This is a genomic window from Pseudomonas sp. UBA6310, assembly GCF_002438225.1.
GTDB classification, from domain to species: Bacteria; Pseudomonadota; Gammaproteobacteria; order Pseudomonadales; family Pseudomonadaceae; genus Pseudomonas_O; species Pseudomonas_O kuykendallii.
The window spans coordinates 24,919-42,963 of the sequence record NZ_DJTK01000034.1 but is presented as its reverse complement, the minus strand read 5'-3'; the positions used below and the strand labels follow the sequence as shown (position 1 = coordinate 42,963).

At 65.0% G+C, this 18,045-nt stretch carries 14 protein-coding genes; all 14 read right to left on the bottom strand.

The window, feature by feature from the left end; translation table 11 throughout:
• Window positions 1–683 (bottom strand): phosphopyruvate hydratase (eno, locus tag B3E91_RS07930; protein WP_414708214.1); only part of this gene is annotated, 683 nt, incomplete at its 3' end.
• A gap of 88 nt (window positions 684–771) precedes the next feature.
• On the bottom strand, window positions 772–1,617 hold the full coding sequence (gene kdsA / locus B3E91_RS07925) for a 3-deoxy-8-phosphooctulonate synthase (RefSeq protein ID WP_090226674.1): 846 nt from the start codon (window positions 1,615–1,617) through the stop codon (window positions 772–774).
• Entirely contained in the window at window positions 1,614–3,245 is a 1,632-nt protein-coding gene (locus tag B3E91_RS07920; RefSeq protein WP_287028978.1) for a CTP synthase, read from the bottom strand. Before B3E91_RS07920 ends, kdsA begins: the two co-directional genes overlap by 4 nt.
• A gap of 154 nt (window positions 3,246–3,399) precedes the next feature.
• Entirely contained in the window at window positions 3,400–4,713 is a 1,314-nt protein-coding gene (tilS, locus tag B3E91_RS07915; RefSeq protein WP_287028977.1) for a tRNA lysidine(34) synthetase TilS, read from the bottom strand.
• A 92-nt stretch (window positions 4,714–4,805) separates the two neighbouring features.
• Complete coding sequence (locus B3E91_RS07910; RefSeq protein ID WP_287028976.1) at window positions 4,806–5,756, bottom strand: acetyl-CoA carboxylase carboxyltransferase subunit alpha; 951 nt, start codon at window positions 5,754–5,756, stop codon at window positions 4,806–4,808.
• 117 nt (window positions 5,757–5,873) lie between these two features.
• Window positions 5,874–9,404, bottom strand: a complete 3,531-nt coding sequence (dnaE, locus tag B3E91_RS07905; RefSeq protein ID WP_287028975.1) for a DNA polymerase III subunit alpha — start codon at window positions 9,402–9,404, stop codon at window positions 5,874–5,876.
• Between the two features lie 112 nt (window positions 9,405–9,516).
• Entirely contained in the window at window positions 9,517–10,152 is a 636-nt protein-coding gene (gene rnhB / locus B3E91_RS07900; RefSeq protein WP_273231758.1) for a ribonuclease HII, read from the bottom strand.
• Window positions 10,152–11,285: a lipid-A-disaccharide synthase gene (gene lpxB / locus B3E91_RS07895; RefSeq protein WP_287028974.1), complete on the bottom strand. Its 1,134-nt coding sequence runs from the start codon at window positions 11,283–11,285 to the stop codon at window positions 10,152–10,154. Before lpxB ends, rnhB begins: the two co-directional genes overlap by 1 nt.
• Before the next feature lie 4 nt (window positions 11,286–11,289).
• Window positions 11,290–12,066, bottom strand: coding sequence for an acyl-ACP--UDP-N-acetylglucosamine O-acyltransferase (gene lpxA / locus B3E91_RS07890; RefSeq protein WP_273231753.1), 777 nt, complete (start codon window positions 12,064–12,066; stop codon window positions 11,290–11,292).
• Window positions 12,063–12,503 (bottom strand): 3-hydroxyacyl-ACP dehydratase FabZ, encoded by a 441-nt coding sequence (fabZ, locus tag B3E91_RS07885; protein ID WP_090226657.1) that lies wholly within the window; start codon window positions 12,501–12,503, stop codon window positions 12,063–12,065. Before fabZ ends, lpxA begins: the two co-directional genes overlap by 4 nt.
• 47 nt (window positions 12,504–12,550) lie before the next feature.
• Window positions 12,551–13,609 (bottom strand): UDP-3-O-(3-hydroxymyristoyl)glucosamine N-acyltransferase, encoded by a 1,059-nt coding sequence (lpxD, locus tag B3E91_RS07880; RefSeq protein WP_273231750.1) that lies wholly within the window; start codon window positions 13,607–13,609, stop codon window positions 12,551–12,553.
• A 1-nt stretch (window position 13,610) separates the two neighbouring features.
• Window positions 13,611–14,114 (bottom strand): OmpH family outer membrane protein, encoded by a 504-nt coding sequence (locus B3E91_RS07875; RefSeq protein WP_090226651.1) that lies wholly within the window; start codon window positions 14,112–14,114, stop codon window positions 13,611–13,613.
• A 39-nt stretch (window positions 14,115–14,153) separates the two neighbouring features.
• Complete coding sequence (gene bamA, locus B3E91_RS07870; RefSeq protein WP_273231748.1) at window positions 14,154–16,565, bottom strand: outer membrane protein assembly factor BamA; 2,412 nt, start codon at window positions 16,563–16,565, stop codon at window positions 14,154–14,156.
• 73 nt (window positions 16,566–16,638) lie between these two features.
• Window positions 16,639–17,991, bottom strand: a complete 1,353-nt coding sequence (rseP, locus tag B3E91_RS07865) for an RIP metalloprotease RseP (RefSeq protein ID WP_287028973.1) — start codon at window positions 17,989–17,991, stop codon at window positions 16,639–16,641.
• Window positions 17,992–18,045 lie beyond the last annotated feature (54 nt).

Sequence of the window (18,045 nt, the reverse complement as noted above, 5' to 3'; positions counted from 1 at the left end):
TCGGCGATGGCCGACAGCGCCGCTTCGTTGGATTCCAGGTTCGGCGCGAAGCCGCCCTCGTCGCCCACCGCGGTGCTCAGGCCACGGGCTTTCAGCACGGCCTTGAGGTGATGGAAGATTTCCGCGCCCATGCGCAGCGCGTCGGCGAAGGTCTTGGCGCCGACCGGCTGGACCATGAATTCCTGGATGTCGACGTTGTTATCGGCGTGCTCGCCGCCGTTGATGATGTTCATCATCGGCACCGGCATCGAGTAGACGCCCGGGGTCCCGTTGAGGTTGGCGATGTGCGCGTAGAGTGGCAGGTCCTGGTCCTCGGCGGCGGCCTTGGCGGCGGCCAGGGAGACGGCGAGGATCGCGTTGGCGCCCAGCTTGGCCTTGTTCTCGGTACCGTCCAGTTCGATCATCGCGCGGTCCAGCGCGGCCTGTTCGACCGGGTCCTTGCCCAGCAGCAGGCTGCGGATCGGCCCGTTGATGTTGTCCACGGCCTTGAGCACGCCCTTGCCCAGGTAACGGCTCTTGTCGCCGTCACGCAGTTCCAGCGCTTCGCGCGATCCGGTGGAAGCGCCCGACGGCGCGCAGGCGCGGCCGACGATACCGTTGTCCAGGATCACATCGGCTTCCACGGTGGGGTTGCCACGGGAGTCGAGGACTTCACGTCCCTTGATGTCGACGATCTTTGCCATTCTTGTAACTCCAGAAGTTGACGAAAACGCGGCTGAGAATCCTAAAGACCTGCGCGGCGGCGTTTAGATCGCCGCGCGCACGGAAAATTCAGGCCGTTTCGATGGGGGCGAAGCGCTTGATCAGATCATCCAGCTGCTTGAGCTGGGTGAGGAACGGCTCGAGCTTGTCCAGGCGCAGTGCGCAGGGACCGTCGCACTTGGCGTGATCCGGGTCCGGATGCGCTTCGAGGAACAATCCGGCGAGGCCCTGGCTGAGACCGGCCTTGGCCAGGTCGGTGACCTGCGCGCGACGCCCGCCCGCCGAATCGGCCCGCCCGCCCGGCATCTGCAGGGCGTGGGTGACGTCGAAGAACACCGGGTACTCGAAGGACTTCATGATGCCGAAGCCGAGCATGTCGACGACCAGGTTGTTGTAGCCGAAGCTGGAACCGCGCTCGCAGAGGATCAACTGGTCGTTACCAGCCTCTTCGCACTTGGCGAGGATGTGCTTCATTTCCTGCGGGGCGAGGAACTGGGCCTTCTTGATGTTGATCACCGCGCCGGTCTTGGCCATCGCCACCACCAGATCGGTCTGCCGCGAGAGGAAGGCCGGCAGCTGGATGATGTCGCACACGTCCGCCACCGGCTGCGCTTGATACGGCTCGTGAACGTCGGTGATCACCGGCACGCCGAAAGCCTTCTTCACGTCCTCGAAGATCTTCATGCCCTCGTCCAGGCCGGGGCCGCGGAACGAGGTGACGGAGGAGCGGTTGGCCTTGTCGAAGCTGGCCTTGAACACGTAGGGAATGCCGAGCTTCTCGGTGACCCGCACGTATTCCTCGCAGGTCTTCATCGCCAGGTCGCGGGATTCGAGCACGTTGATGCCGCCGAACAGCACGAAAGGCTTGTCGTTGGCGATCTCGATGTTGCCGACGCGGATGATCTTCTGGCTCATGCTTTACGGGCCTTCTGCGCCAGCGCGGCATTCACGAAGCCGCTGAACAGCGGGTGGCCGTCACGCGGGGTGGAGGTGAACTCGGGGTGGAACTGGCAGGCGACGAACCACGGGTGATCCGGCGCCTCGACCACCTCCACCAGCGCGCCGTCGCCGGAGCGGCCGGTGATCTTCAGGCCGGCCTCGATCAGTTGCGGCAGCAGGTTGTTGTTCACTTCGTAGCGATGGCGATGACGCTCGACGATCACGTCCTTGCCGTAGCAGTCGTGGACCAGCGAGCCGCTCTCGAGCTGGCACTCCTGGGCGCCCAGACGCATGGTGCCGCCGAGGTCGGAGGATTCGCTGCGGACTTCGACGCCGCCAGCGGCGTCTTCCCATTCGGTGATCAGGCCGACCACCGGATGCCCCGAGGCCTTGTCGAACTCGGTGGAGTTGGCGTCGCTCCAGCCCAGCACGTCACGGGCGAACTCGATCACCGCGACCTGCATGCCCAGGCAGATGCCGAGGTAGGGAATCTTGTTCTCGCGGGCGTATTTGACGGTGGCGATCTTGCCTTCCACGCCGCGCAGACCGAAGCCGCCCGGAACCAGGATGGCATCGACGCCTTCGAGCAGGCCGGTGCCCTGGTTCTCGATGTCTTCGGAATCGATGTAGCGCAGGTTGACCTTGGTGCGGCTCTGGATACCGGCGTGGCTCAGCGCCTCGATCAGCGACTTGTAGGCGTCCAGCAGCTCCATGTACTTGCCGACCATGGCGATGGTCACTTCGTTTTCCGGGTGCAGCTTGGCGTCGACGACGCGGTCCCACTCGGACAGGTCGGCCGGGCCGCACTGCAGGCCGAAACGCTCGACGACGAAGTCGTCCAGGCCCTGGGCGTGCAGCACCGCGGGAATCTTGTAGATGGTGTCCACGTCTTCCAGGCCGATCACCGCGCGCTCTTCGACGTTGGTGAACAGAGCGATCTTGCGCCGCGACGACACGTCCACCGGATGGTCGGAGCGGCAGATCAGCACGTCCGGCTGCAGGCCGATGGAGCGCAGCTCCTTCACCGAGTGCTGGGTCGGCTTGGTCTTGGTCTCGCCGGCGGTGGCGATGTAGGGCACCAGGGTCAGGTGCATCAGCATCGCGCGCTTGGCGCCGACCTCGACGCGCAACTGGCGGATCGCCTCGAGGAACGGCTGCGATTCGATGTCGCCCACCGTACCGCCGATCTCGACCATCGCCACGTCGGCATCGCCGGCGCCCTTGATGATGCGCCGCTTGATCTCGTCGGTGATGTGCGGAATCACCTGGATGGTCGCGCCGAGGTAGTCGCCGCGACGCTCGCGACGCAGCACGTCCTCGTAGACGCGGCCGGTGGTGAAGTTGTTGTTCTGGGTCATCGTAGTGCGGATGAACCGCTCGTAGTGGCCCAGGTCGAGGTCGGTCTCGGCGCCGTCGTGGGTGACGAACACCTCACCGTGCTGGAACGGGCTCATGGTGCCCGGATCGACGTTGATGTAGGGGTCCAGCTTGAGCATGGTGACCTTCAGGCCCCGCGCCTCCAGGATGGCCGCCAATGAAGCCGAAGCGATGCCTTTCCCCAATGAAGAAACAACACCACCCGTGACGAAGATGTAGCGCGTCATGAAAGATCCTAGAAGTCTGCGTTCAGGCGGTAAACCGCCGAAGGGGAGCGAAGAGCGATTGCGCACGAGGCGGCAATGGCCAACTTCTGCGAACTCCGAGGGAGGCGCACAGAAGCTGTATAAGACGGGAGCGTAGTCTACCGGAAAGCCCCTATCAGCTCAAACCTTGGTCGCTCGTCGGTAGCCTCCAGATCAGCTCGCCACCCTGCGAAGCGCGCGGCGCGAGGGCCGGCAGGTTCGCCACCGCGAGCAGTTCGTCGCCACGATAGAGCAGCGGCAAACGCCCGCGCACGAACGCCGGCAGCGCCATTTCGTTGAGCAGCCGCTTGAGGTCGCGATGCCCTCGGCCGGGCAGTTCCAGGCGCTCGCCACCCTGGCGATAACGTACCCGGAGCGGGCCGCACGGCGCTTCTGCGCGCCATTCGAGGCAGCCGTTCCCGGGCAGTTGCAGCGGCGTCGAGGGATCGTTCCACGCCGGCGGTTCGAGGGGAACCCGCAACCAGTCCCCGGACAGCCACCAGATGCGTCCCGCAGCGCGATGCAGCTCGCCGCCGCCCAGGCGCCAGACCGGTGACGCGTCCAGCGCGGCGCCGCAGAGGTCTTCCCAGCCGGCCCAGTGATCGCTGTCCGGCAGCGGTGTCAGCGGCGCCAGCCAGTGACGCAACGCGTTGCGCTGGCGCGCCGGCGACAATGCCAGCAGGGGCGCCAGCGCCATCGAGGGCAGCGTCAGCCAGGCGAAAGGCGCGGGGCTTTTTGCGGCCTCGAGGTCTTCGATGGCCCGCTCGTCGAGCAACCCCTGGGCCTCGCGCAGGTGCACGGCGCTGCGCGCCAGGTTCTGCACCGCCTGCGGCCAATGCCCGTCGAATTGCGGAAAGACCGCATGGCGCAGGTGATTGCGCGCGAAGCGGCCGTCGGCGTTGCTCGGGTCTTCTATCCAGTTCAGCCCGTGCTGCCGGGCGTAGGCCTCCAGCTCGCGACGCGGAACCTCCAGCAGCGGGCGCACCAGTTGCCCGCGACCTAGCGCGCGGCTGGCCGGCATCGCCGCCAGGCCGCGCACGCCGGCGCCACGCAGCAGGCGCAGCAGCAGGGTTTCCGCCTGGTCGTCGCGATGCTGCGCCACCAACAGGACTTCACCCTCGCCCAGGCCCTCGGCGAACACCCGGTAACGCGCCTCGCGGGCGGCGCGCTCGAGGCTGGCGCGGGAATCGACCTGCACCCGGCTGATCCGCAGTGCGACACCGAGCGCCGAGCAGAACGCCTGACAATGCACGGGCCAGGCGTCGGCCGCCGTCTGCAGGCCGTGGTGGACGTGGATGGCGGAAAGCGCCGGCAATGCCTCGCGCTCGGCGAGCCGGGCGAGCAGGTGCAGAAGAACGCTGGAATCGAGCCCGCCGGAGAATGCCACTTGCCACGCCGGAGCGGAGCGCCAGGGCGCGAGGACAGCGAGGAGACGGGTTTCGAGGTTCATGCTGGCGGCCTCGAAGGGGAGCCGGCCCGGACGGGCGAAAGACCTGCCCGGCGGCGCGCCCGCTTCAGCGGACGCCTCGCCGGAAACGGGCGTCAGGCGACGCCGTAGCTCATCAGGCGCGCGTAACGGCGCTCGAGCAACGCGTCCTGGTCCATGTCCTTGAGGAACGCCAGTTGCTCGGTCAGCGTGTCACGCAGGTTGGCGCCCATGGCGGCCGGATTGCGGTGCGCGCCGCCCAGCGGCTCGCCGATCACCTTGTCGACGATGCCCAGGCCTTTCAGGCGCTCGGCGGTGATACCCATGGCCTCGGCGGCGTCGGGGGCCTTCTCGGCGGTCTTCCAGAGGATCGAGGCGCAGCCTTCCGGCGAGATCACCGCGTAGGTCGAATATTGCAGCATGTTCAGCTGGTCGCAGACGCCGATGGCCAGCGCGCCGCCGGAACCGCCCTCGCCGATGACCGTGGCGATGATCGGTGTCTTCAGCCGCGCCATCACGCGCAGGTTCCAGGCGATTGCCTCGCTCTGGTTGCGCTCTTCGGCATCGATCCCGGGGTAGGCGCCGGGCGTGTCGATGAAGGTCAGGATCGGCATCTTGAAGCGCTCGGCCATTTCCATCAGGCGGCAAGCCTTGCGGTAGCCCTCGGGGCGCGGCATGCCGAAGTTGCGGCGGACCTTCTCGCGCACTTCGCGGCCCTTCTGGTGGCCGATGACCATCACCGGAGCGTCGTTCAGGCGGGCTACACCGCCGACGATGGCGGCATCGTCTGAGAAGTGGCGGTCGCCGTGCAGCTCGTCGAACTCGCTGAACACGTGTTCGATGTAGTCGAGCGTGTAAGGACGCTTCGGATGGCGGGCGAGTTGGGCGATCTGCCAACTGCTGAGGTTGCCGAAGATGCTTTCGGTGAGCGATTCGCTCTTGTCCTGCAGGCGGGCAATTTCGTCGCCGATGTTCAGCGAATTGTCGTTACCGACCAGGCGCAGTTCTTCGATCTTGGCTTGCAAGTCGGCGATCGGCTGTTCGAAATCGAGAAAGTTCGGGTTCATAGGCATCCGTCATGCGTCGACGGCCAGGCGGCCGAGAAGCTGTTCCGTTTTTGGCGCCCTACCTTACGGGATCGGGCGCTCCGGGTCGAGTTGGGCGCAGGAGTTGGACTCCTGCGGTCAACGGTAGTGCAGGAAGACGTTGTCGCGCCCGAACTGGTCACGCAATGCCTGGATCAAGTTGTCCGCCGGCTCGATTCGCCAGCTTTCGCCGAACTGCAACAGGGCGCGCGCCTCGCTGCCGGTGTAGTCCATGGTGATCGGGCAGGAGCCGCGGTGGCGTCCGCACAGGTCGGCCAGCCAGCGCAGGCGATCGCCCTTGAGCGCGTCGGCGGCGACCTTGACCCGCAGGCTGTCGGCCAGCCCGGTACGCGCCTCCTCGAGGCTCATCACGCGTTTGGCGCGCAGGCGCAGGCCGCCGGAGAAGTCGTCGTTGCTGACTTCGCCCTCGACCACTACCAGCGCATCGGTCTGCAACAGCGCGCTGGCAGTGTTGAAGGCTTCGGCGAACAGCGAGGCCTCGATGCGGCCGGAGCGGTCGTCGAGGGTGATGAAGCCCATCTTGTCGCCCTTCTTGTTCTTCATCACGCGCAACGCGACGATCAGCCCGGCGACGGTCTGGGTGTCGCGCGCCGGCTTCAGCTCGACGATGCGCTGGCGGGCGAAACGCCGCACCTCGTCTTCGTACTCGTCGATCGGGTGGCCGGTGAGATAGAGCCCGAGGGTCTCCTTCTCGCCGCGCAGACGTTCCTTGAGCGACAGCTCCCTGGCGTTGCGGTGGTTGCCGTAGACGTCCGCCTCCGGCTCGGAGAACAGCCCGCCGAACAGATCCATGTGCCCGCTGTCGTGGCTGCGCGCGGTCTGCTCGGCGGCCTGCACCGCCTCTTCCATCGCCGCCAGCAACACCGCGCGATTGCGGTCGATGTTGGCCTGGTAGGCCTTGGGCTCCTCGAAGAAGTACGGCCCCAGGCGGTCCAGCGCGCCGCCACGGATCAGCGCTTCGAGGGTGCGCTTGTTGATGCGCTTGAGGTCGACGCGGGCGCAGAAGTCGAACAGGTCGGTGAACGGCCCGCCTTCGCTGCGGCATTCGGAAATCGCTTCCACCGGACCTTCGCCGACGCCCTTGATGGCGCCCAGGCCATAGACGATGCGGCCGTCGTCATCCACGGTGAACTTGAACTCGGAGTTGTTCACGTCCGGCGCGAGAATGCGCAGCTTCATGCTGCGGCACTCTTCGATCAGGGTCACGACCTTCTCGGTGTTGTGCATGTCCGCCGAGAGCACGGCGGCCATGAACGGCGACGGGTGATGCGCCTTGAGCCAGGCGGTCTGGTAGGAGACCAGCCCGTAGGCGGCCGAGTGGGATTTGTTGAAGCCGTAGCCGGCGAACTTCTCCACCAGGTCGAAGATGTTGCCGGCGAGGTTGGCGTCGATGTTGTTGCGCGCGCAGCCTTCGATGAAGCCGCCGCGCTGCTTGGCCATTTCCTCGGGCTTCTTCTTGCCCATCGCGCGGCGCAGCATGTCGGCACCGCCGAGCGTGTAGCCGGCCATCACCTGGGCGATCTGCATCACCTGTTCCTGGTACAGGATGATGCCGTAGGTGGGCTTGAGCACGGGTTCCAGGCCCGCGTACTGATAATCCGGGTGCGGGTAGGAAAGCGGCTCGCGGCCGTGCTTGCGGTTGATGAAGTCGTCCACCATGCCCGACTGCAGCGGGCCGGGGCGGAACAGCGCCACCAGGGCGATCATGTCTTCCAGGCAGTCCGGCTTGAGCTTCTTGATCAGCTCCTTCATGCCGCGCGATTCGAGCTGGAACACGGCCGTGGTCTCAGCCTTCTGCAGCATCGCGTAGGTGGCCTTGTCGTCCAGCGGGATGAAGTCGATGTTGACCAGATCCTGCTCGGCCACGCCCTTGCGCCGCTGCTCGCGGTGAATCGTCTCCAGCGCCCACTTGATGATGGTCAGGGTGCGCAGGCCGAGGAAGTCGAACTTGACCAGGCCGGCCTGCTCAACGTCGTCCTTGTCGAACTGAGTCACCAGGCCGCCGCCCTCCTCGTCGCAGGCGATCGGCGAGAAGTCGGTGAGCTTGGTCGGCGCGATGACCACGCCACCGGCGTGCTTGCCGGTGCCGCGGCAGATGCCCTCGAGCTTGAGCGACATCTCCCAGATTTCCGCCGCCTCTTCGTCGACCTTGAGGAAGTCGCGCAGCGGCTCCTCCATCTCGTAGGCCTTCTCCAGGGTCATGCCGACCTCGAAGGGGATCATCTTCGACAGGCGGTCGGCCAGGCCGTAGGACTTGCCCTGCACCCGCGCCACGTCGCGCACCACCGCCTTGGCCGCCATGGTGCCGAAGGTGATGATCTGGCTCACCGCGTTGCGCCCGTATTTCTCGGCGACGTAGTCGATCACCCGGTCGCGGCCGTCCATGCAGAAGTCAACGTCGAAGTCGGGCATGGAGACCCGCTCGGGGTTGAGGAAGCGCTCGAACAGCAGGTCGTAGGCCAGCGGGTCGAGGTCGGTGATCTTCTGCACGTAGGCGACCAGCGAACCGGCACCCGATCCACGCCCCGGGCCCACCGGCACGCCGTTGCGCTTGGCCCACTGGATGAAGTCCATGACGATCAGGAAGTAACCGGGGAAGCCCATCTGGATGATGATATCCAGCTCGAAATTCAGCCGGTCGATGTAGACCTGCTTCTTCGCGTCGTAATCCGGGGTGTCCTTGGGCAGCAGCACTTCCAGGCGCTCGTCGAGGCCGTCGAAGGAGACCTTGCGGAAGTACTCGTCCATGGTCATGCCGTCCGGCACCGGGAAGTTGGGCAGGAAGTACTTGCCCAGCTGCACCTCGATGTTGCAGCGCTTGGCGATCTCGACGGTGTTTTCCAGCGCCTCGGGCAGGTCGCTGAACAGCTCGGCCATTTCCTCCGGGCTCTTCAGGTACTGCTGGTCCGAATAGTTGCGCTGCCGGCGCGGATCGTCGAGGCCACGGCCTTCGCCGATGCACACGCGGGTTTCGTGGGCCTCGAAGTCCTCCTGCTTGATGAAGCGCACGTCGTTGGTCGCCACCAGCGAGGCACCGCCGCGCTCGGCGAGGGCCACGGCGGCGTGCAGGTGCTCCTCGTCGTTGACCCGGCTGGTGCGCTGGATCTCCAGGTAGAAACGCTCGGGGAACACCGCCTGCCATTCGGCGAGCAGCGCATCCGCTTCGCGCTCGTCACCGGCGAGCAGCGCCAGGCCGATCTCGCCTTCCTTGGAGCCGGACAGCGCGATCAGCCCTTCGGCAGCTTCCTTCACCCAGTCGCGCTGGATGATCACCATGTCGTTGCTCTGGCCATCGGTCCAGCCGCGTGAAACCAGCTCGGTGAGATTGCGGTAACCCTTGGGGTTCATCGCCAGCAGCGTCAGCCGGGTCAGCGGGCCGTCCTCGTGGCGGCTGGCCATCCAGATGTCCGCGCCGCAGATCGGCTTGATGCCCGCCCCCATCGCCGCCTTGTAGAACTTCACCAGCGAACACATGTTGTTCTGGTCGGTGACCGCCACCGCCGGCATGCCCTTGCCCGCCACCGCCTTGACCAGCGGCTTGACCCGAACCAGCCCATCCACCAGGGAAAACTCGGTATGCAGGCGCAGGTGGACAAACGAAGCGGGCATGGCGGAAACCTTCAGCGGGGCAAAAAACAGGGGTGGGATTGTAACGGTTTTGCCCGGTGCGGGGAGGCATCTGGAGGCGGGCGACGAACCGGCGGGACGGCGCGGAACGCGCTCAGAAGAACGAGGGAACCTGCTCGCTGGTCTGCGCCTCGATGGCCAGCCAGGCTTCGCGCACCGGCGCGAAGGAGCGCCGGTGGATCGGCGTCGGCCCCAGGCGACGCAACGCCTCCAGGTGTTCGGCGGTGGCGTAGCCCTTGTGCGCGGCGAAGCCGTATCCGGGGTACTGTTGCTCGAGCACGCCCATTTCACGGTCTCGGCTGACCTTGGCCAGGATCGAAGCGGCGGCGATCGCCGGCACCTTGGAGTCGCCCTGAACCACCGCGGCGCTGGGCACGCCGAGTTTCGGGCAGCGATTGCCGTCGATCAGCGCCAGCTTCGGCTTGATGCCGAGGCCTTCGACCGCGCGCTGCATGGCCAGCATGGTGGCGTGGAGAATGTTCAGGGAATCGATCTCCTCCACCTCGGCGCGGCCGATGCACCAGGCCAGCGCCTTCTCGCGGATCTCGTCGAAGAGCCGCTCGCGACGGGCCTCGCTGAGTTTCTTCGAGTCGTTCAGACCGAGGATAGGCCGCGCCGGATCGAGGATCACCGCGGCGGTCACCACCGCGCCACATAGCGGGCCGCGGCCGACTTCGTCGACACCGGCGACCAGCTCTTCCACCAGGCTGAAATCCAGGCCCATCTGCATCAGCGGCGCTCCACCAGTTGCAACACCGCACTCGCCGCCTCGGCCGAGGCATCGCGACGCAGCGTGCGGTGAATGGCGTCGAAGCTTTCGGTCTGCACCTCGTAGCCGCCCAGCAACGGCAGCAGCTCGGAGGCCAGCGCTTCGGGTGTCGCCGCATCCTGCAGCAGCTCGGGCACCAGCAGGCGACCGGCGAGCAGGTTGGGCAGAGACACGTAGGGACTCTTGACCAGCCGGCTGAGGATTCGATAGGTCAACGGCGCCACCTTGTAAGCCACCACCATCGGCCGCTTGCACAGCAGCGCCTCGAGGGTCGCGGTGCCCGAGGCGATCAGCACCGCGTCGCAGGCGCCGAGCGCCTCGTGGGACTGACCATCGAGCAGGCTCAGCGGCAGATCGCGCCCGACCAGCATCTGCTCGAGCTGCGCGCGCCGCTCGGGGCTGGCGCAGGGCAGCACGAAGCGCAGGTCGGGACGGCTGGCCAACAGGCGCTGTGCGGTATCGAGGAACAGCCCGCCAAGCCGCCCGACTTCACCGCCGCGGCTACCGGGCAGCAGCGCGATGACCGGCGCTTCCAGGGGAAGCCCCAGTGCCCGCCGTGCCGCGCCGCGGTCGACTTCGAGAGGAATCGCATCGGCCAGCGGATGACCGACGAAATGCACCGGAACCTGGTGTTCGGTGTAGAAACACGCCTCGAAGGGGAACAGCGTGAGCATCAGGTCGCAGGCATCACGGATCTTGAACACCCGCTTCTGCCGCCAGGCCCACACCGACGGGCTGACGTAGTGCACGGTACCAATCCCGGCACGACGCAGCCTGAGCTCCAGGCCGAGGTTGAAGTCCGGCGCATCGATGCCGATCACGACGTCCGGGCGCTGCTCGATCAGCGTGGCTACCAGGCGTCGACGACGCGCCAGCAGTTCGGCCAGGCGCCCCAGCACCTCGACCAGGCCCATCACCGCCAGGCGCTCCATGGGGAAATAGGAATTCAGCCCTTCGGCGATCATCCGCGGCCCGCCGACGCCGATGAACTCGACCTGCGGGTGCCGAACCTTGAGTGCCTGCATCAAACCGGCGCCGAGAATGTCCCCGGACGCTTCGCCGGCGATCAGGGCGATGCGCAATGGCCTGCTCATGGGATCAGCGGGTGATGCCGCGGGTGGACGTCATCACCGAATCGCGAAAGATCGCGACTTCGGGAAACTGCGCGGCGGATTCGGCCAGTTCGGCGAGCGCCTGGTCCACGGTGAGCCCCTGGCGGTAGACCACCTTGTAGGCGCGGCGCAGCGCCTGGATGGCCTCGGCGGAAAAGCCGCGGCGGCGCATACCCTCGAAGTTCATGCTGCGGGCTTCGGCGGGGTTGCCGAACACGGTGACGAATGCCGGAACGTCCTTGCCGATCGCCGTGCCCATGCCGGAAAAACTGTGCGCGCCGATGTGGCAGAACTGATGGACCAGGGTGTAGCCGGAGAGGATCGCCCAGTCGTCCATGTGCACGTGCCCGGCCAGCGCGGTGTTGTTGACCAGGATGCAGTGGTTGGCGATCACGCTGTCATGGCCGATGTGGGCGTAGGCCATGATCAGGTTGTGGTCGCCGATCGTCGTCTCGGAGCGATCCTGCACGGTGCCGCGGTGGATGGTGACGCCCTCGCGGATCACGTTGTGATCGCCGATCACCAGGCGCGTCGCCTCGCCCTTGTACTTCAGATCGGGCGTGTCTTCGCCGATCGAGGAGAACTGGTAGATGCGGTTGTGCTTGCCAATCCGTGTCGGCCCTTTGAGGATCACATGCGGGCCGATCACGCTTCCCTCGCCAATTTCCACATCGGCGCCGACGATGGACCAGGGGCCGACTTGAACGTCGTCTGCCAGCCTTGCCGTCGGGTCGATGATCGCGCGAGGGTCAATCAAACTCATAACTTGCGTTCCGCACAGATGATTTCGGCCGAGCAGACCGCCTTGTCATCGACGCTGGCCTGGCACTCGAACTTCCAGATGCTGCGCTTGACGCTGAGAAAGCGCGCCTCGAGGATCAACTGGTCACCCGGCAGCACGGGCTGACGGAAACGCAGCTTGTCCGAGCCGACGAAGTAGTAGAGCGTACCGTCGGCCGGCTTCACATCGAGCATCTTGAAGCCAAGGATACCGGCGGCCTGGGCCATCGCCTCGATGATCAGTACGCCGGGCATGATCGGGTGCTGCGGGAAGTGCCCGTTGAAGAACGGCTCGTTGATGCTGACATTCTTGTAGGCGCGAATGCGCTTGCCTTCAACATCCAGGTCGACAACCCGGTCCACAAGCAGGAACGGGTAGCGGTGCGGCAGGTATTCGCGAATCTCGTTGATGTCCATCATTTCCGGGGGAGCCTGTATGAGGTGGGGGATGCGCAGAAGCGAATCGATCAGGCTTCTGATGGAGCTTCCCCGCCTGGGGTCACGGACGCCAGGCGCTTTTCCAGTTGCTGTAGGCGGCGCGCCATGTCGTCGAGCTGACGAATCCGCGCTGCGCTCTTCTTCCACTCGCCAGCCGGCTGCATCGCCGTGCCCGACGAGTATGCGCCCGGCTCGGTGATGGAGCGGGTGACCATGGTCATTCCGGTGACGAAAACGTTATCGCAAACCTCGATGTGGCCGACCATGCCGACGCCACCGGCGATCATGCAGTGGCTGCCGATCTTGGTGCTGCCGGAAATTCCGACGCAACCGGCCATCGCGGTGTGATCGCCGATCTGCACGTTGTGCGCAACCATGATCTGGTTGTCCAGCTTCACGCCATTGCCGATCAGCGTGTCTGCCAGGGCGCCGCGGTCGATCGTGGTGTTGGCCCCGATCTCCACGTCGTCACCGATGCTCACGCCGCCAATCTGCGCGATCTTCTGCCAGACGCCCTTCTGGTTTGCGAAGCCGAAGCCCTCGCCACCGATCACCGCGCCCGACTGGATGACCACCCGCTCGCCGATGCGCACGTCGTGATAGAGCGTGACGCGCGGCGCCAACCAGCCACCCGCGCCGACCACGCTGCGCGCACCGATGAAGCAGTGCGCGCCGATGCAGGTTCCCGCAGCAATACGCGCGCCGCTCTCGATCACGACGTAGGCGCCCACCGTGGCCCCGGCTTCCACCACGGCATCGGCGGCGACCACGGCGGTCGGATGCACGCCGGCAGGTGCCTGCGGCTTACGGTCGAACAGGTGCGAGAGTTGCGCGTAGGCCAGGTACGGATCAGCCACCAGCAGTGCATCGCCGGAGAAACCTTCGGCGTCGGCGGGCTTGAGCAGCACCGCAGCGGCACGGGTAATCGACAGGTGCTTGCGGTACTGCGGATTGGCCAGGAAGCTCAACTGATCAGGGCCGGCATCCTGTAAGGAGGCCAGCCCTGCGACCGGTTTGTCTGCGGAGCCACGCAAGGTGGCTCCCAGACGCTCAGCCAGCTGGCCGAGCGTGTAGAGGTTGGCCGTCATTTCAGCGCAGCTGGTTCATGCGCTCGATGACCTGGCGGGTGATGTCGTACTGAGGCTTGACATCGATGACCGCACCACGCTCGAACACCAGGTCGAACGCGCCTTTCTTGATCACTTCTTCGACGGCCTGGTCCAGCTTGGGCTTGAGCTGCTTGAGCATCTCGCGGTCGGCAACGGCCTTGGCTTCGTTCAGCTCCTTGGACTGGAACTGGAAGTCACGGGCCTTTTGCTTGAACTCGAGCTCCATGCGCTCGCGCTCGGCGGTCTGCACCTTGTCGCCACCCTTGACCAGTTTGTCCTGGATGTTCTTGGCGTCGGTTTCCAGAGTCTTCAGCTTGGTCAGCTGCGGGCCGAATTTCTTCTCGGCGTCCACGGCGTACTTCTTGGCTGCGTCGGATTCGAGTAGCGCCATCTGGTAGTTCAGAACCGCGATTTTCATTTCGGCGAAGGCCGGGGTCGCCATGAAAGCGGCGAAGATCAGAACCAGTTGAGTCAACTTACGCACGATGCACTCCAGGTAACACTTACGGTTAACAAGTAAAAGTTAGAACGTCTGACCCAGCGAGAACTGGAAGACCTGCATGTCAGCATCATCCGGTTTCTTCACCGGCATCGCCAGGCTGAAGCTCAGCGGACCCATGGCGGTGATCCAGGTCAGGCCCACACCAACGGAGCTGGCCAGATTGCCGAAGTCGATATCGCCACAGCCCTGCGTGTTCATGTACTGCGTGGACGCCGTCTTGGTCGGGCACTTGGTCAGGAACACGTTACCGACGTCCCAGAACAACGCGGTACGCAGCGAACGCTGGTCCTTGACGAACGGCAGCGGGAAGAGCACCTCCGCACCGCCCTGGATCAGGACGTTACCACCATACGCTTCCGGACTGTCGTCGTCGGTATAGCGGCCATCGGGACCGGGCGTACCGTCAGTGCGTATGGAGCCGTCGGCATTACGCGCAACGCTGGGCGTACTGCGCGGGCCCAGGGTGCTGTCCTCGAAACCACGTACGGAGTTGAAACCACCCGCGTAGTAGTTCTCGTAGAACGGCAGGCCCGAGGTGGAGCCGTAGCCATCGCCATAGCCCAGTTCGGTGTGCAGGCGCATGGTGTAGTTGGTGGTAATCGGCTTGAACCACTGGGCGCGGTAGTCGATCTTGTAGAACGACAGGTCGCTGCCCGGCAGGGTGGTCTCGAAGGTCAGACTCTGCGAGTGGCCACGGGTCGCCAGGGTGCCCCGGTTGAGGGTCGACTCGGACCAGCCGATGGAACCTTTGACGTTGAGGAAGTTGTCACCCTCGTTCTCGAGGAACGAAAGGATCTCGTCGACGGTATAGCGGCCGGTATCCAGGCTGTCCTGCTGCACGGTCAGGCCGTAGGTCAGGCGCGAGGTCTCGCTGATCGGGTATCCGATGTTCACGCCGGCGCCCAGGCTGTCGACCGAGTAGCTCGACACGTCGACGTCGAGCTCGTCGTAGTCGGTGGTGCGGTAGAAGGCGTTGTAGCCCAGGCTCACGCCATCGGCGGTCCAGTAGGGATCGACGAAGCCGAAGTTGTAGCGGGTCTGGTACTCGCTGCGGGTCAGGCCGATGCTGACCTTGTTACCGGTACCGAGGAAGTTGTTCTGGCTGATCGAACCACCGAGGATCAGGCCGGCGTTCTGCGCAAAACCGACGCTGGCGGTGATCGAGCCGGACGGCTGCTCTTCCACGGAATAGTTGACGTCGATCTGGTCGTCGACACCCGGCACCTGCGGGGTTTCGACGTTGACTTCCTTGAAGAAGCCCAGGCGATCGAGACGTGTCTTCGACTGGTCGATCAGGTAGGTCGAAGCCCAGCCGCCTTCCATCTGGCGCATTTCACGACGCAGCACTTCGTCTTCGGTCTTGGTGTTGCCACGGAAGTTGATGCGGTTGACGTAGGCACGTTTGCCCGGATCGACGGCGAAGGTGATCGAGACGGTGTGGTCCTCATCATGCGCCTGCGGCACGCCGTTGACGTTGGCGAAGGTGTAACCCTCGTTACCCAGCCGGCGGGTGATCAGCTCGGACGTGGTGGTCATGATCTTGCGCGAGAACACCTGGCCCGGCTTGACCAGCAGCAGCGACTTGACGTCCTCCTCGGGCACCTTGAGGTCACCGGAGAGTTTCACCTCGCGGATGCTGTACTTCTGGCCTTCGTCAACGTTGACGGTGATGTAGACGTGTTTCTTGTCCGGCGTGATGGATACCTGGGTGGAGGAGATATCCATGTTGATGTAGCCGCGGTCCAGGTAATAGGAACGCAGGCGCTCGAGGTCACCGGAGAGTTTTTCGCGGGCGTACTTGTCGTCGTTCTTGAAGAACGACAGCCAGTTGCTGGTCTTGAGCTCGAACAGGTCGGACAGGTCCTCGTCGGAGAACACCGTGTTGCCGACCACATTGATGTGCTGGATCGCGGCGACCGTGCCTTCGTTGATGTCGATCTTCAGCGACACGCGGTTGCGCGGCTGGGGAATCACCTCGGTCTTGATCTCGGCCGAGTAGCGGCCCTGGGCAACGTACTGGCGCTGCAGTTCGTTGCGCACACCTTCGAGCGTGGCACGCTGGAAAATCTCGCCCTCGGAGAGGCCGGACTGATTCAGCCCCTTCATCAGATCGTCCGTGGAGATCGCCTTGTTGCCTTCGATCTCGATACCGGAAATCGAGGGGCGCTCGACCACGTTGATGACCAGCACCTCGCCGTCACGGCCGAGCTGGATATCCTGGAAGAAACCGGTTTTGAACAGGGCCCGCGTGGCCTCCACCAGACGACGGTCATCGACCGGATCGCCGACGTTCAGCGGCAAGGCACCAAAGACGCTGCCGGCGGAGACCCGCTGCAGGCCGTTGACGCGGATATCGGAGATGGTGAAGGACTCGGCGTGAACCTCGGCAATCATGAGTGCGGCAAGCACCGCAGTTAGGAGCAGGCGTTTCATGAAGTCCTTGTTTTCCAACTGGTAATAATGAATCTGCCGCAATCAGCGGCAGATTCGAAAATTCAGCGACGCGTCACAGGCGACCAATGTCGTTGATCAAGGCGAGCAGCATAACGCCGACGACCAAGCTGATACCGATCTGCACTCCCCAGCCCTGGACCCGCTCGGACAAGGGACGCCCGCGCGTCCACTCGATCAGATAGAAAAGCAGGTGTCCACCATCGAGGACAGGGATCGGCAAAAGATTGAGAACCCCCAGGCTTATGCTCAGGTAGGCGAGGAAATTCAGGAAGTCCCCAACACCCGACTGGGCCGAAGCGCCGGCCACTTTAGCAATGGTTATCGGCCCGCTCAAGTTTTTTACCGAGAGTTCGCCGACGAGCATTTTCTTTAGGGAGTCGAGGGTTAGGACGCTCATCGTCCAGGTTCGCTGGAGCCCCTGGCCTACCGCATCGAGCGGGCCGTAGCTGACTTCGCGAAGCATGTCCGCCGGCCATTCGCCGCCCTTCACGCCCGCGCCCAGATAGCCACTGCGCGCCTCGCCTTCGCCGCGCGCGCCCAGGGTAACCGGCACGTCAAGACGCTGACCGTCGCGTTCGACGGCGAAGCTGACCGCCCCGCCCGGATGCGCGCGCACCTTGTCCACGACCTGTTGCCAGTCGTCGATGGGTTCGTCATTCAGCGCAAGCAGGCGATCACCCGCCTTCAACCCGGCCGCCTGGGCAGGACCTTCCGGATCGAACTGAGCCAGCAGCGGCGGCAACGCCGGGCGCCAGGGACGAATCCCCAGCGACCCCAGCGGGTCCGGCTCGTCTGCGCCTTTCAGCCAACTGGCGAGGGCCAGCTGGTGCGCTTGCTCGGTACTGCCGTCATCGACACGGGTGACGATATCCAGAGTGCCGCTCTCACCGAGGCGACGCACCAGTTGCAGGTTGACCTGCGACCAGCCCACGACCGGATCGCCATCGATGGCGACGATCTCCTGCCCGGCAGCCAGCCCGGCCTTCGCCGCCAGGCTGCCTTCCTCGACATGCCCGATGACCGGGCGCACCTGCTGCGAGCCGAGCATGGCCAGCACCCAGAAGAACAGCAGCGCGAGGAGGAAGTTGGCGATCGGGCCGGCGGCGACGATGGCGATGCGCTGACGAACCGGCTTGCGGTTGAAGGACTGGTCGAGCAGTTCGGCGGGCACTTCGCCCTCGCGCTCATCGAGCATCTTGACGTAGCCGCCGAGGGGAATCGCGGCGACCACGAACTCGGTCCCATGGCGGTCGTGCCAGCGCAGCAGCGGCGTGCCGAAGCCCACCGAGAAGCGCAGCACCTTGACGCCGCAGTGCCGGGCGACCCAGAAATGGCCGAACTCATGGAAGGTCACCAGCACGCCAAGGGCGATCAGCGTACCGAGGATCATATACAGCGCATTCATCGACTTGCTCCGGGGCGCCTGCGGTCGACCGCTGCGCCAGGTTCGGGATATCGG

Bases quoted from the DNA above. Each gene is read 5' to 3' on its own strand.
- fabZ (WP_090226657.1), bottom strand. From the start codon at position 12,503: ATGATGGACATCAACGAGATTCGCGAATACCTGCCGCACCGCTACCCG.
- rnhB (WP_273231758.1), bottom strand. From the start codon at position 10,152: ATGCAGATGGGCCTGGATTTCAGCCTGGTGGAAGAGCTGGTCGCCGGT.
- B3E91_RS07910 (WP_287028976.1), bottom strand. From the start codon at position 5,756: ATGAACCCGAACTTTCTCGATTTCGAACAGCCGATCGCCGACTTGCAA.
- rseP (WP_287028973.1), bottom strand. From the start codon at position 17,991: ATGAATGCGCTGTATATGATCCTCGGTACGCTGATCGCCCTTGGCGTG.
- dnaE (WP_287028975.1), bottom strand. From the start codon at position 9,404: ATGCCCGCTTCGTTTGTCCACCTGCGCCTGCATACCGAGTTTTCCCTG.
- tilS (WP_287028977.1), bottom strand. From the start codon at position 4,713: ATGAACCTCGAAACCCGTCTCCTCGCTGTCCTCGCGCCCTGGCGCTCC.
- lpxA (WP_273231753.1), bottom strand. From the start codon at position 12,066: ATGAGTTTGATTGACCCTCGCGCGATCATCGACCCGACGGCAAGGCTG.
- kdsA (WP_090226674.1), bottom strand. From the start codon at position 1,617: ATGAGCCAGAAGATCATCCGCGTCGGCAACATCGAGATCGCCAACGAC.
- bamA (WP_273231748.1), bottom strand. From the start codon at position 16,565: ATGAAACGCCTGCTCCTAACTGCGGTGCTTGCCGCACTCATGATTGCC.
- B3E91_RS07920 (WP_287028978.1), bottom strand. From the start codon at position 3,245: ATGACGCGCTACATCTTCGTCACGGGTGGTGTTGTTTCTTCATTGGGG.
- lpxB (WP_287028974.1), bottom strand. From the start codon at position 11,285: ATGAGCAGGCCATTGCGCATCGCCCTGATCGCCGGCGAAGCGTCCGGG.
- lpxD (WP_273231750.1), bottom strand. From the start codon at position 13,609: ATGACGGCCAACCTCTACACGCTCGGCCAGCTGGCTGAGCGTCTGGGA.